The 13,879-nt window shown below is 39.6% G+C and carries 18 protein-coding genes and 2 riboswitches; of the genes, 3 read left to right on the top strand and 15 right to left on the bottom strand.

The window, feature by feature from the left end:
* The first annotated feature begins 180 nt into the window (after positions 1-180).
* Positions 181-621 carry a DUF5391 family protein gene (locus ACXAE4_RS10180; RefSeq protein ID WP_028414713.1) on the top strand — a complete coding sequence of 147 codons (441 nt, stop codon included), beginning with the start codon at positions 181-183 and terminating at the stop codon, positions 619-621.
* Between the two features lie 72 nt (positions 622-693).
* Here ACXAE4_RS10180 and ACXAE4_RS10175 read toward each other — a convergent pair whose 3' ends face one another.
* Both ACXAE4_RS10175 and ACXAE4_RS10170 read right to left on the bottom strand, forming a co-directional pair.
* On the bottom strand, positions 694-828 hold the full coding sequence (locus ACXAE4_RS10175; RefSeq protein WP_255293408.1) for a hypothetical protein: 135 nt from the start codon (positions 826-828) through the stop codon (positions 694-696).
* A 126-nt stretch (positions 829-954) separates the two neighbouring features.
* Positions 955-1,566 (bottom strand): transglutaminase-like domain-containing protein, encoded by a 612-nt coding sequence (locus ACXAE4_RS10170; RefSeq protein WP_154973918.1) that lies wholly within the window; start codon positions 1,564-1,566, stop codon positions 955-957.
* 139 nt (positions 1,567-1,705) lie between these two features.
* On the opposite strand from ACXAE4_RS10170, the gene ACXAE4_RS10165 reads away from it, so the two are divergent.
* Together ACXAE4_RS10165 and ACXAE4_RS10160 are read left to right on the top strand one after the other, a co-directional pair.
* A complete protein-coding gene (locus ACXAE4_RS10165; RefSeq protein ID WP_028414714.1) occupies positions 1,706-2,338 on the top strand; it encodes a LysE family translocator in 633 nt (210 codons plus the stop codon).
* A gap of 166 nt (positions 2,339-2,504) precedes the next feature.
* Positions 2,505-2,645, top strand: coding sequence for a hypothetical protein (locus tag ACXAE4_RS10160; protein WP_013058226.1), 141 nt, complete (start codon positions 2,505-2,507; stop codon positions 2,643-2,645).
* 81 nt (positions 2,646-2,726) lie between these two features.
* Here ACXAE4_RS10160 and ACXAE4_RS10155 read toward each other — a convergent pair whose 3' ends face one another.
* The 13 genes from ACXAE4_RS10155 to araA form a co-directional block, all read right to left on the bottom strand.
* Entirely contained in the window at positions 2,727-3,140 is a 414-nt protein-coding gene (locus ACXAE4_RS10155; RefSeq protein ID WP_154973920.1) for a DUF5301 domain-containing protein, read from the bottom strand.
* A gap of 31 nt (positions 3,141-3,171) precedes the next feature.
* Positions 3,172-3,336: a hypothetical protein gene (locus tag ACXAE4_RS10150; RefSeq protein WP_165573570.1), complete on the bottom strand. Its 165-nt coding sequence runs from the start codon at positions 3,334-3,336 to the stop codon at positions 3,172-3,174.
* Between the two features lie 153 nt (positions 3,337-3,489).
* Positions 3,490-3,690 (bottom strand): helix-turn-helix transcriptional regulator, encoded by a 201-nt coding sequence (locus tag ACXAE4_RS10145; RefSeq protein ID WP_034328143.1) that lies wholly within the window; start codon positions 3,688-3,690, stop codon positions 3,490-3,492.
* A gap of 333 nt (positions 3,691-4,023) precedes the next feature.
* Positions 4,024-4,269 (bottom strand): hypothetical protein, encoded by a 246-nt coding sequence (locus tag ACXAE4_RS10140; RefSeq protein WP_028414718.1) that lies wholly within the window; start codon positions 4,267-4,269, stop codon positions 4,024-4,026.
* A 118-nt stretch (positions 4,270-4,387) separates the two neighbouring features.
* Positions 4,388-4,888 (bottom strand): GNAT family N-acetyltransferase, encoded by a 501-nt coding sequence (locus tag ACXAE4_RS10135; protein ID WP_165636348.1) that lies wholly within the window; start codon positions 4,886-4,888, stop codon positions 4,388-4,390.
* 119 nt (positions 4,889-5,007) lie between these two features.
* A complete protein-coding gene (locus ACXAE4_RS10130) occupies positions 5,008-5,625 on the bottom strand; it encodes an acetate uptake transporter (RefSeq protein WP_048019411.1) in 618 nt (205 codons plus the stop codon).
* Between the two features lie 141 nt (positions 5,626-5,766).
* Positions 5,767-8,061 carry a 5-methyltetrahydropteroyltriglutamate--homocysteine S-methyltransferase gene (metE, locus tag ACXAE4_RS10125; RefSeq protein ID WP_289578166.1) on the bottom strand — a complete coding sequence of 765 codons (2,295 nt, stop codon included), beginning with the start codon at positions 8,059-8,061 and terminating at the stop codon, positions 5,767-5,769.
* A gap of 150 nt (positions 8,062-8,211) precedes the next feature.
* A riboswitch (cobalamin riboswitch) is annotated at positions 8,212-8,400 on the bottom strand.
* Between the two features lie 79 nt (positions 8,401-8,479).
* Positions 8,480-8,590, bottom strand: a riboswitch (SAM riboswitch).
* 80 nt (positions 8,591-8,670) lie between these two features.
* Positions 8,671-8,922, bottom strand: a complete 252-nt coding sequence (locus ACXAE4_RS10120) for a hypothetical protein (protein WP_028414722.1) — start codon at positions 8,920-8,922, stop codon at positions 8,671-8,673.
* Between the two features lie 258 nt (positions 8,923-9,180).
* Positions 9,181-9,351, bottom strand: coding sequence for a hypothetical protein (locus ACXAE4_RS10115; protein WP_186806743.1), 171 nt, complete (start codon positions 9,349-9,351; stop codon positions 9,181-9,183).
* 157 nt (positions 9,352-9,508) lie between these two features.
* A complete protein-coding gene (locus tag ACXAE4_RS10110) occupies positions 9,509-10,384 on the bottom strand; it encodes a metallophosphoesterase family protein (protein ID WP_223546690.1) in 876 nt (291 codons plus the stop codon).
* 146 nt (positions 10,385-10,530) lie between these two features.
* Entirely contained in the window at positions 10,531-10,779 is a 249-nt protein-coding gene (locus ACXAE4_RS10105) for a hypothetical protein (protein WP_261763712.1), read from the bottom strand.
* A gap of 144 nt (positions 10,780-10,923) precedes the next feature.
* Positions 10,924-12,303, bottom strand: coding sequence for a sugar porter family MFS transporter (locus tag ACXAE4_RS10100; protein ID WP_154990053.1), 1,380 nt, complete (start codon positions 12,301-12,303; stop codon positions 10,924-10,926).
* A gap of 145 nt (positions 12,304-12,448) precedes the next feature.
* Entirely contained in the window at positions 12,449-13,873 is a 1,425-nt protein-coding gene (gene araA, locus ACXAE4_RS10095; protein WP_098999160.1) for an L-arabinose isomerase, read from the bottom strand.
* Positions 13,874-13,879 lie beyond the last annotated feature (6 nt).

Raw genomic sequence — 13,879 nt, 5'->3', positions numbered from 1 at the left:
ACGAAACCCACTATCCAGGCCCACACAAAAAATATGTTCACGTGTATTATCTCAACCCATCTTCTCTTCATTATTATCCAGCCTATCGAATATTTTTGTAAAAAATTGGTGATTTCCGGACTTTTATATTGTAAAATTAATCCATATACTTTTTTTATTGAGAAAGGAGGTTAACAAACAGTGCGTAATTCGACAACAAAAAATAGTGTAGCGATCACCACTTTGCTTTCTGCCCTATTTTTCTGCTTTATCTTGGTTCTTGCTTCGCTTTCACCTCTAGCAGATTCAGGTCCAAATGTTAACACGTTCGGTTCAGTTGGGATGTGGTTATCTCTTGGCATGATTCTATTTTTATATCTGTTGCCTTTAGCATTTTATCTGCTAGGAATGCATTTCTTAAAATTTGTGATGGCTGCTTTTTGCAGCATTGGACTTTTAATCGCTGCTAGTACTCTATTACTAATGCCGGCTCTGTTTTTATTTGGACTGGAAGATTTCTCAGGAAACTTAGCTTCCATCATAGGTGTAATGATTTCTTGCTTAGGCTTACTGATTACGAATATTGTGTGGTTAGTTGCTGCGTTTAAAAGACCGTCAACCACCGTGCAGGAAAGCGTTTAAAATGGTGAAGAGATGGCATACTAATTTTTCAGTTAAAGACGAATAAAATGGAGAGATGAGCTGAACCGCTTGTTACACCGCTGTTGATTTCCGTGCAAGACTTCGCTTTCCGCGGGCGGCCGGTGAGCCTCCTCGTAGCTTACGCTCCTGTGGGGTCTCACCTGTTCCGCTTTCCCCGCAGGAGTCTTCGTCTTGCCCTCCAATCACCAGCTAGAAGCAGCCACATACATGAAACTATCAATAAAAAATCCAAACGAATTTCATTCTCTATTAAGGTTCTCCATTCATCGTTCGGATTTCCTTCAACTAAAATACGTTTATCCCAGCCGCTTTTTATAGCTCGGTAGGCAAGTAGTGCAAATACATATCCAAGCAGTCTTCGTGCTGAGACAACACGTCCATTGTTTCTTTGCGAGGTTTTGTATAAATAGTCGCATAGTCTACTTCACCCTGTGTAGGATTTACTGGAAAAGCCAGTTTTTCTTTTTTTAGCGAAAAGTCGGCTTGCACTCCTTCTTTATTTCCTCTCGCGTCTAATCGAATCCATTTCTCTTCACTTTTGATGTAGACAGCATTTAACGCATGAATACAGTAGCCTGTGTCTATCGTATCCCCAAGGATTAATCTTTGATAACAAAAGCCTGTCGGAATCCCTTCTGCACGCAGCAAAGCGGCTAGTAGATTAGATTTGCTGTAACAAATTCCTTCCTTTTCTTTTAAAGCCTCTGAAGCCGTTTTCGTGATGATTCTGCTTTGAATATCCCATGAATGAGAAACTTCATCTCTCACAAACTCGTACGCTTTTTTTATGTACGCTATTGGAGAATAAGGCGAGCCGCTTTTGAGTTCACGTACCTTTTGTTGAATTAAAGGATGTGTAAAATTCACTTCAGAAAGTTCTTGTATATAGTCTTCTTTTTGTAACGATTCACAAATTAACTTCATTTACTTTTTTCCTCCTCTTATCTTCACTGTATGTTTTTTTATTCATAATATTGAATTTTATTACATATTTTTATATAATGAAAGACCACTTAAACGGAAAACGATAGTAGATACGAGATTGAAAGAGGTTTTGTTTTTGGTGACGTTATTTTTAACAAATGTGCTGCTCGGTCTTTCGATTGCCCTTCCCGTTGGTACGGTAACGATTGAAATGACGAAGCAAGGTTTAAAAAATGGTTTTCTTCACGGCTGGGTTGTGGGACTTGGAGGCATGACGGTTGATTTGTTGCTAATTGTGCTTCTTTACTCTGGACTGGCTTCTTTTTTGTCTGCTCCTTTTATCCAGCTTGTTATGTGGCTTGTAGGGGCACTTTTTTTACTTTATATTGGCTATGACAGCATTAGACACGCGGATCATGATATAACGGCTCCTGGAGAACACATAAAAAAGTCGTTTGCCTCTTCTTATGTGAACGGAATCTTTGTTGCGATTTCTCCGAGCAATCTCATTTTTTGGCTGAGCGTGTTTGGGACGGTGCTGACAAATTCGCTTCAAGCCTCTCACTCGTTTCATTTCCTAGTGATTGCTGCCGGAATATTAACGGGAATTTTAATTCATGATCTGGGCTTAATGACAATTGTCTCTGGAACTAGAAAAGTGCTGAATCAGCTTTATATCAAATGGGTTTCTATTGCAGCTGGATGTATCTTAATTGGCTTTTCATGCTATTTTCTCTACCGATTTATCGGGAATCTGCGCATGTACTTTTAATGTTTCTACATATTTTATGATTTACTATATCCCCTCTTTATCTAGTATAGAGAGGGAATTTTTATAATCTATCAGGGACTATCAGACAAAAAGTTCACAATTTCGTCACATTTCTATTGATTTTTTTCTCTTTTTATACGAAAATATAAAAAAGGGAGGAAATATCATGAAAATCAAAAAAGCACTTCGCATCTTTATTGGATCAAACGTCCTTGTATTATTAACATTTGGCCTTCTTCCAGCACTGTTAGTTAACCCTGATATTGACCTAATTCAATCATTTATTAATTATATAGGCAAGGATTAATTCCACTCAAAATAGTCAAAATTTTCAATCTATTATTTTTATAAAAAAAGACAGCGCAGGCTGTCTTTTTTAGTAGGTTTTTTATTTAGTTGAAAACAGCTTTTTAACATCTACTTTTTGATCTTTAACAATCGTATACGTCGCCTGTTTTTTATCTTCAAAGTTAAACGCTTTTATGTAGTCATTATCGTAAATCGTTAATCCGTACGCATCTTTTCCGTTTTCAACGATTTTTACCCAGTAAGACTGGTCAAACTTTGGATCGAGTTCCTTGCTTTTTTTCACTTCTACTTTTGCCAAAGAATGTACGATTTGCTTTATCTCTTTTTTATCATCTACTACACGTTTTCCTTCGTCCGTATCTATTTCAATACGCGTAACGTTTGCTTCCTCTACTTTTATGACGTCTTTTAACTGATAGGCTTTCCCGGTATATGTAAAATAAAATACGATGATAAATAAAAGTGCAGCTATAATAATCGTTCTTTTTTTCAAAAGGAACCTCCTTTTCCGCATCACGCTGCATTCAGGTGATACACCTTTTTATTCCTCCTGTTCCGCATCCTTTTAGTACAATGCTGCTTCCTACAAGCAGACTGTAGATTAATCCCGGAACAGGAAGTATTAACGTTATCATCAACAGTAACATGCCCGTACTTGTAAGAGCTACTCGTGCAGCTCGATTTTTCATTCATTTCACCGCCATCTCTTGGTGAATTTTTTATATGAAGCAATAGAAATAGTATTAATCTTCTACCTACTTATGTATTGTTCGCTTATAGGTCAGAATCGTCAACACGCCTACTAGGAAGATCGTTGCTTCACATTACCTTTTTTTACTAACTTATGATTTATGAAATAAAAACAGCTCATCTACTGTTGCTCCCAGTTCTTGGGCCAGCTGGAAAGCCAGCGCTAAGCTTGGATCATACTTATTGTTTTCAATTGCATTAATCGTTTGTCTCGATACTCCGCATACTTTCGCCAATTCATCTTGAGACATCCGCTTGACTTTACGCAGTTCTTTAATTAGATTTTCCACCATTCATCACTCATCTCTAAAATGTAAAAAACTTTTTACACCCATATCTTATATTATCTTCCTTGTTACTGTCAAATATGTTTGACAAATTAATGTCTCTTACCTACCTAAAAAAGAGATTGAGATATAACAAAATTAATTCAATCTAAAGACGAGCAAACGGGATAGATTAAGCACATGTTCACCATCACAATAAAAAAACCCGAACAAATTTGATTCTTCATTAAGAATCTCAATTCATCGTTCGGAATCTCCTTCAACTAAAATACTTTTGTCCTGTCCATTTTCCCCTTATTGTTATACATTTATTAAAATTAGTTAAAAACCCCTCACTTCTTACTTTTCTATAATGCCTACAACGAACAAAAACACTGCTAATGAAAGCATCCAAAAGTTTAAAACAACTCCGCCAATAATTGAATACCATTTTTTCGACACAGACGCAAAAACAATGCCCACCAGCGAAAGAATCCCTAGCACTGCAATATCGACATACATATTCACACCGGGACCTCTTCTTACCATAAAAAATGAAAAGCTGATGATTACTAGTATAAAAGAAAGCACGCCGTACTTATTCATGTAAACACCCTCACTTTTACATATTTACAATAATTATACATAATAAAGAGTAAAAAAAGCACAAATTCATTAAAAGAGAACTTGTGCTTTTTTTATATCATTTTATTTTTCGTAAAAATTAAAGCTCCTTACTCATATTAAACCACTGCACGCCTGCATGCTGGGACTGCGCAACTCCTTGATTCACATATCCGTTTTTTTCATAAAACGGAATCAATTCTTCTTTACATGTTAAAGTCACCGTTACGCGCTGTTTGTTCCGCGCTTGTTTTTCAAACTCTTTTAGCAGCATACTGGCAATTCCTTTATGATGATGCTTGGGGTTTACAACGATACCTAAAATACTTTGATGACCACCTGTTTCAGGGTTCGAAATCGTTTTTTCAAACAAATCATCCGTAATAAACGGAGCTGAAATGACGGGTCCGTTCACATATCCAATTATTTCGTCATTTTCTTCAGCGATGATAAACGTATCAGTAATGGTTTTGATCCGCGTGATAAATGCATCTTTTGAGGCAGCTTCATCAGGTGTAAACCCTTTGTTTTCTAACGTAATTAATTGGTTTAAATCTTTTTCATCCACTTGTCTTATAATCATTGAAACGTTTCCTTTCATTAAAAGCTACTATTCTCTTTCTCTCTTTCTACTATATATAAAAACGCACAAACAAAAAAGGATTGACCTCTGCATCATACAGAATTCAACCCTACTTCGCTGTTTAATGAACGTCTTGATTATTTAATAAATGCACCAAATGGCTTGCCCACTGGAAGCACAACTCGACCATAGTGAGTATTTAATACAGCCGCTGCAGATCCATAGAATGAAAACAGAGCAATTAATAGCTCTGAGACTGCTGCTAGTAAGTGCGTGTATTCATATGCCACACCAAATGTACTTAGCGATAATCCAATAAATAAAAAATCAATTAACACAAAAATAATAAATAATACTTTATGAGTGCCCATTGCTCCAATCGTCATAAAAACGCTGAAAATTAAGTAGCCGACAAAAGCAAATGCTAGCTGCTTCGGATCCGCTTCTTTTGCGAGCGCTTCTCCAAATGCTCCAAGCTGAATAAGCCATGTCATAGCTACACCTAGCCAAAATAAACCGAAGGCACCAAAAGCCGTTGCGCCGAAGGTATTATTATGTTTGAAATCTTGCATAGACGCGATTAGCTGCCCTATTCCGCCTAAAAAAATCGCCCATGGCAATACCAATGAAACACCATCGGTTACCCCAAGCTTTTGAAACGATGCAACAAGTGTCACCATGGCAAGTCCGAATAGGCCTAGCGCTGATGGATCAGCTGTTACAATTTTAACGTGCTGCGTGCTGTTGTTACTCATGTTGTACCTCCCTGATTTTAAAAACACCTTTAAAAAGATACAAAAATCTAAGGGAAGTGTCAATGGATATTTTTGGCCTTTAAAAACCCATAAGACCAAGCAATGTAGCGTTTACACTGCTTGGCCTTTACTTTCTTGTTATTAAGCGTTTTGTAATAAATTTTTTCTTGTTTGTTTTGCAGACTCAACCATCACTTTTAAAGCTTCCACCGTCTCGCTGATTCCTCTTGTTTTAAGACCGCAGTCGGGATTAATCCAAAACAATGCAGGATCAAGCACTTTTAGAGCGCGGTCAATGTTTCGTGTCAGCTCTTCAAGCTTCGGTACGCGCGGGCTGTGGATATCATATACGCCAAGTCCAATTCCCTGGTTATACGTATGTTTTTCAAACGCATAAATTAATTCACCATGGCTTTTGGACGTTTCAATGGAAATCACGTCGGCATCAAGCGCTTTGATCGCATCAATAATCTCTTCGAATTCCGAATAGCACATATGCGTGTGAATTTGCGTCTCGTTTTGCACCGATACTGTGGCTAATTTGAACGCGTACACCGCGGCGTTCAAGTAGCTTTCCCAGTTTTCTCGTTTTAACGGCAGTCCTTCACGCAGCGCCGGTTCATCTACTTGAATCATTGAGATGCCCTGACTTTCAAGTGCTTCCACTTCTTTTCTAAGAGCAAGCGCAATTTGATTTGCCACGTCGTAGCGCGGGATATCATCACGCACAAATGACCAGTTTAAAATCGTAATCGGCCCCGTCAGCATTCCTTTAACAGGCTTATTGGTTAGAGACTGTGCGTAGACCGTTTCTTTGATCGTCATCGCCTGCTCGTACGAGACATCTCCGTAAATAAGCGGCGGCTTCACGCAGCGAGAACCGTATGATTGCACCCAGCCAAACTTCGTAAACTGAAAACCTCCTAATTTTTCACCGAAGTATTCAACCATGTCCGTGCGCTCAAACTCTCCGTGCACAAGGACATCTAAGCCGATGTCTTCTTGAATTTCAATCCATTTTTTGATTTCAGCGTTAATGTACGCTTCATATGCTTCATCGCTTAACTCTCCTTTACGCCACTTCAGACGCTCTTTTCGCACTTCGTTTGTTTGCGGAAAGCTTCCAATTGTTGTCGTTGGAAGAAGCGGCAGTTGAAACGCTTCTTGCTGAACGCGTTGACGTACGTCAAACGACGCTTGGCGCTGTGCTTTATAGCTGTGCAGCTGCTTCAGCTCTTTTTGCACGTCTTGATGGTTTCGAAAAGATGATCCATTTAATGCTTGAATCGCCTGTTTACTTTCACTTATTTCTTTTTCTATTGCTTCTTTTCCTTGCTGCACCGCTTTTGTTAAAAGCGTGATTTCCTTTAGCTTTTCATCTGCAAAAGACAGCGCGTTTTTTAGAATTGGCTCAATGGTTTTTTCGCTTTTCACCGTGACAGGAACATGTAATAAACTTGATGAAGGCTGCAGAATCAAACGGTCTTTTGATACGGCTTCTTCAATTTCACTGATTGTTAAAAGCTGTTCGTCCAAGTTTTCACGCCAAATGTTTCGTCCGTCAATCACTCCTGCTGCCAGCACTTTATCAGTTGGAAAACCATATTTATTAAGCGCCGTGAGATTTTCGCCTCGGTCATGTACAAAATCCAATCCAATTCCGTGAACAGGAAGAGCAACTACTTCTTTATAGTAATCTACGCTGTCAAAATACGTCTGCAAAATGACTTTTACATTCGGTGCCGCTTTTTTCAAAGCTTCATAGACTTCTTTATACAGTGCCAGGTCTTCTTTTGATAGCGTTGTAGCTAAAATCGGCTCATCTATTTGTACCCACTCGACCCCTTCTGCCTCCAGCTCCGCTAAGATTGTTGCATAAAGAGGAACAAACTGTTCAACTACTTTTTTAAACTCACTTTTTTTATATCCTTTTGACAGCTTCACAAATGTTACTGGACCTAAAATAACGGGTTTGCCTTTGATATTCAGCTTTTGTTTTGCTTCTTTGTAAAATTGAAGCGGACGATTTTCTACAAGGGCAGGCGTACATTCGTCAAGCTCTGGTACGATATAGTGATAATTTGTGTTAAACCATTTTGTCATCGTAGAGGCTACCGCACCTTTTGTTCCTCGGGCGATGTCAAAATACGTTTCAAGGGATACCGGGCCTCCGTTATATTCAAAGCGCTTTGGCACCAAACCAAACATAGCGGCTGTATCTAACACGTGATCGTATAAGCTAAAATCGCCGACTGGAATTAATTCAATTCCTGCGTCACGCTGTTTTTTCAGATGCCCAAGACGAAGAGCTTCAATTTCCTGAAGAAAGATATCTTTCTCTATCTTTCCTGCCCAAAACTGCTCAAGCGCTTTTTTCCATTCTCGTTTTTCACCAATTCTTGGATAACCTACATTTGAACTTTTTACACTGCTCATTTTTTCCACTCCCTATATATTTTTTTATCGCTAAACTAAAAAATCTCCCTTTTCGAAATGAAAAGAGAGATGATACGCATACTTAACTAAAGTTGAGATAGCCTGTTTTTCTCAACACGTATTCCTCACTCCTCTCTATATCCCGTAGAGCTTAAGTGCATACAACAGGCAGGTCTCCTGACTTAGGTTCATCGCTTCCTATCCCTTCCCATTTCAACATGAAACAGTGGTTAATAAGTTGCTCCCCATTACAGTGGCGGGACCGCGCCGGCTTTTCACCGGTCTTCCCTTTTAAGCTGCGTACATTCGTTACACAGCACCTGATGCATTTCTATGAAATTGTTCATTCAAAACATATTCACATAAAATAAAAAGCCTCTCTATCATGAATAGAGAGGCATAGTATCTATGAAATCCTCTCTTATTTTTCAAAGCTGTACGCTTTGCAGGATGTAGCACCTTTTTAACAAGATTGTTAAATGGTTGCCGGGCTTCACAGGGCCAGTCCCTCCGCCTCTCTCAATAAGAGTTTTAATTGTTTATAATATTTTGAATGTAGAGTCATCTTAACACCTTACATTTATGTTGTCAAAAGAAATTTCAAAAAAATTAGTTTTCAGGAGGCGTTGACGCTAATTTTTGCCTTAATAATTTGTAATCATCTTTTCGATGTGTTTCAATCAAGTCTTTTGCTCCTTGATGATACCCTGAAGAATAGATGTACTCTACCGCCGTTTCGATAAGCATTCTCTTTTCTTCCGCACATTCTCGGTCCATTAGGGGGAACAGTCTACCTAAAAGGTCATTTAAATCTTCCTTAATAAAACGATTGAGTCCTTCTTGCATCTTTTCGTTTGCCATGATAGCTCCTCCATTTGCTGTGTATGTTTTAAGCCTCTATAAACACGCATTTCACTGTGAATGTTAAGATAAAGTTAAGTCATTAAACAGTATATCAAGTGAATGTTTTTCTTCAATTACATATGTAATACAAATATATGACAAATATAGAGAATATATCATCATTCATTATCTATTATAACGTTTGACTGAGCCTTCTGCTACAAGGTTTCGTACGGTTTTCCAAAAGAGGTTGAGACATAACCAAGTGAATCCAATCTAAAGGCAAATGGGATACATGAGCTGAATCGCTTGTGACACCGCAGTTGATTTCCGTACAAGACTTCGCTTTCCGCGGGCGGTCGCTGAGCCTCCTCGTCGCATACGCTCCTGTGGGGTCTCACGTGTTCCGCTTTTCCCGCAGGAGTCTTCGTCTTGTCCTCCAATCACCTGCTAGAAAGACCTATACACATGAAATCTACGTTTACCCTAATAAAAAAATGAACCACTAATCAAGATGCTTGATTAGTGGTTCATTTTTCATTTCGCCTAAAACCCTTTTGTCCCAGCCTCTTTTTTTTGAACCTAGCTTTCTACTTTCTTGTTTTTACAAACAACTTCTTCGAGGTCGTCCAAAATCCTTCCAAAGAAGAGGTCCTAAAATGTCGTACCTGCTAACAAAAAACTCCGTAAAATTATAATTATTTAAAATTAAAGGCGGTTCAAAATCAAGGGGAGCACCCGCGCCTCCTGATAATACAAAATCAGTACCTCTTCCAAGCGTAAACGACCCGTTTCTGTTTTTTCTAATAAACTGCTCGTCATACGCATGCACGTGGCTGACTAACACTTTTTTCACGCGATGTTCTTGAATTAAATCAAAAAATTCTTGACTTTGAGGAGTCGTTACAGGAAAACCTCCCAGGTCTGACCACCGGCCAATATTTGGCTGCGCATGCATGGCTACAACGGTATTACGAGGAGCATCCTCTAGCTGCTGCTCTAAATAATTCAGCTCTCTATCTGTAAATCCATATATTTTATTCTTGGGGCTGATGATATTATTTAATGCGATGCACCGGAAGTTAAAGACAGGAATATCAATGACCCAGTGCACTTTTCCGATAGTGGCTCTGAAGTTTTCGAGGTTGCTTTCTTCAAGGTTTAATTCATCGTGATTCCCTACGCATACAAACACGGGAATGTTTGGTGCTATTTTTTCGACAACTTTAACAAAGTGCTCCAAATACCTCTTTTCTCCTGTATACACGGTGTCTCCCCCATGAATAATAAACAGCGGATTCAATTCCACCGCCTTTTTTAACACAAGCTCAAATTCACCGCTCATCGTGTAACAATTATCGTTTGGTCCGTCACCTCTGCTGTCGCCCATAAAAACAAAGTTGAATGGATCTCTCGGATTTAATTGTTTAATTCTTTGCTTTAATAACTTTTCAGAACGTTCATGAAGCGTCAAATTCATCAACTAGTTAATCCTCCTATTACTAAATAAAATTGGTTAAAAGTAAACAAGCTTACTTATTTATATGGAAATTTGCTGATGAAGGTCACTATCTTCTTGTAAGAAGAACGCACATTTAAATTAGTTTCCATAGCCTATCTATTCTTTCATTTTGTTAAGCACGGATAGGACAACATAAAAGCTAGAATCTCAGTATCTATTAATACGAGCTGGAGCATAATCCAAAAATGAACAAAGGAATACATGAGCTGAACCGCTTGTGACACCGCAGTTGATTTCCGTGCAAGGCTTCGCTTTCCGCGGGCGGCCGATGAGCCTCCTCGTCGCTTGTGCGCCTGCGGGGTCTCACCTGTTCCTCTTTTCCCGCAGGAGTCTGCGTCTTTCCCTCCAATCAACTGCTAAAAGAAACTCAACAGATGAAACCTGCAGTCACCATAAAAAAACGAACCACTAATCAAACACTTTGATTAGTGGTTCGTTTTTCACTTCAGCTAAAATATTTTTATCTCAGCACCTTACATTTAAAACATTTACGACAATTAAACATATTTATTACGCTCAACTGGACTTAACGAATTTCTTTCAGAACGAGCTGCCATGTCTGTTTCAATTTGCTCTAGGCTGCGCCCTTTAGTTTCGACAACTACAAAGCGTATGAAGAATAATCCGAGAATACAAATGATCCCAAACGTTGAAAAGATCACACCTAAGCTAAACTGATCGGCTAAAATAGGAAACACAAGCCCTACTGCAAGCGATCCTGTCCAGTTAAAGGCAGATGAAATACCAGCACCGATTCCGCGCACAGAAAGCGGGAAAATTTCTCCTACAATGATCCACGTAAGCGGCGCCCAAGAAAACGCATAGCACAGGATAAAGCAGCAAAGTGCAATTAACGTAACCCAGTTAACAACGGATTCATTAACGCCTACTGCTCCAAGAATAGCCGGTGTAAAAAAGGAAAGAGCCATTCCCGCTCCGCCAACCGTAAGAATGGTACGGCGGTTGAATTTATCAACAAACTGCAGAAAAATAAGTGTTGTCACAACGAAGATTACCCCAACAATAACCGTAAAACCAGCAGCTACCTGCGGCGCTAAACCAACTTGACGGGCAATGCTTGTTGCATAATAAACAATTGAGTTGGAGCCTTGAATCTGCTGAAAAGTTGCCATTCCGACACCGATAATTAAAGCTAAACGAAACTTTTTCTGAAACAGCTGTTTAATGCCTGATTGTTCATGCACAGCTACGCTTTGAATTTCAGATACTTCAGCTTCGACTTCCGCTGCTGAGGAACGAAGCGTGCGCAGTACTTCACGCGCTTTATCTGCCATTCCGTTTTTAATTAAGTAGCGAGGTGACTCTGGAAGCTTGATCATACCGATGCATAAGACGATTGCAAAAATACCGGCGCTGCCAAGCATTAATCGCCAGCTGTTTGGAACCGGCTCAAAAATAAAGGCTATTATATAGCTTAATAATAATCCAATTACAATCATTAGCTGATTTAAACCTGAAAGCTTCCCGCGAATATGAGCAGGTGCAATTTCTGACATATAGGCAGGAACTAGCGAAGAAGCCGTTCCCACTGCTGTACCTAAAAAGACGCGCGCAATCGTTAACGTAATTTCCTCTGGTGCAATCGCTGAACCTATGGAGCCTAACAGAAAAATGATAGAGGAAATTAAAATTAACTTTCTTCGTCCAAACTTATCACCTAATAATCCGCTTAAAATAGAACCGATAATGGCTCCACCCATTAGCGATGAAACTACAATCCCCAGCCACAGCGGACTTAAATGAAACGCTTCACGGATATGACCTTCTGCACCAGCAATAATCCCAATATCATAACCGAATAAAATACCGGCAAATGAGCCGAAGAAGAAGATAAACTTACTTGATACTTTACTCATGATTATATCCCCTTTGTATTGTCTTAGTTTTTCTTCCTGCCACACTTATTTAAAACGCTTTCATTTATTTCTAAACACGGCGTTCTTTTACTGACGCTATATTTTCACTTCCAAGGAAGCAGCGCTCCCTTGGAAGTAATGATGCTTACTTAATAATGACGTACTCTAAATTCACAAGCTTTGCATAGCTCACAATTTGATCCGTAGTTAAATTTAATGAAAGAACCGTATGATGGCCTCCTCCGTTTTCAATCCACGCTTTAACGCCGTCTTGAAAGTTCGGCTTAATGTTCCAAAGCACGCGTGCTACCGGAAGGTTTGGGGCTGGAACTTCCGGCTCAAATGCCGATACTTCGTTAATTAACAGCTTGTAATGCGTGCCGAAGTCAGCCATAGAAACGACTACGCCTTCTCCTTGTTTACCGTCAAACACTAAGCGGGCCGGATCTTCGCGGTTACCGATACCTAGCGGAGAAACGATTAGTTTTGGCTTGTTTACTGCTAGCGTCGGGTCTACTTCAAGCATGTGTGATTGAAGCACTGACTCACGTCCGGGAGCCAATTCATACGTGTAGTCTTCCATAAAGCCCGTTGACTGATTATGGCTCATCACTTTGAGCAAGCGGTCAAGCGCCGCTGTTTTCCAGTCTCCTTCACCAGCAAAGCCGTATCCCTGTGCCATCAAGCGCTGTACCGCTAGACCAGGAAGCTGCTTCATGCCGTATAGATCTTCAAAGTTAGTCGTAAAAGCGCTGTAGCCGCCTTCGTCTAGAAAACGTTTAATCGCAATTTCATAGCTTGCCTGTACTTTTACGCTAGATTCCCAGTCTTCTGCAGAATAATCGCCGTAAACAAATTCATACGCGTCGGCATATTCAGCAAATAAATCATTGATTTCTTCTTCCGTAACGGCATCTACATATTGAACAAGGTCACCGATTCCAAAGTAGTCAACCGTCCATCCAAATTGAATTTGCGCTTCGATTTTGTCTCCTTCCGTTACGCCGACGTTGCGCATATTGTCACCGAAACGCGCGACTTTAATGTTGAAGCTTTCGTTATAAGCAGCGGCTACGTCCATCCACTGTGCAATTTGCTGCTGTACGTCGGGGCGCTCCCAGTAGCCTACTACAATTTTATTTTGCTTGTTCAAACGCGCGTTGATAAAGCCGTATTCACGATCACCGTGAGCGGACTGATTCAAGTTCATAAAATCCATATCAATTGTTTCCCAAGGAATACTTTCGTTAAATTGTGTTGCCAAATGAAGCAGCGGTTTTTGCAGTAACTTGGTACCGCGAATCCACATTTTTGCAGGCGAGAACGTATGCATCCACGTGATTACACCGGCAACTTCATCTCGGTAATTCACTTCTTTCATCATGCTTGTAATCGTATCAGCACTCACAGCTAAATCTTGCAGCACAAGCGGATAAGGTAAGATACCGCTTTCATTTAAAGTATCAGTCATACTTTGCGCGTGTGCTTTTACTTCTGCTAGCGCTTCTTTTCCGTAAAGATGCTGTGAACCAACAATAAACCAAAATTCTTTTTGAGTCGTTTTTAACATGATAAT

Source organism: Priestia sp. ABM2_011, assembly GCF_056158845.1.
The sequence above is the reverse complement of the archived record's forward strand: the minus strand, read 5'-3'. Positions and strand labels throughout refer to the sequence as shown.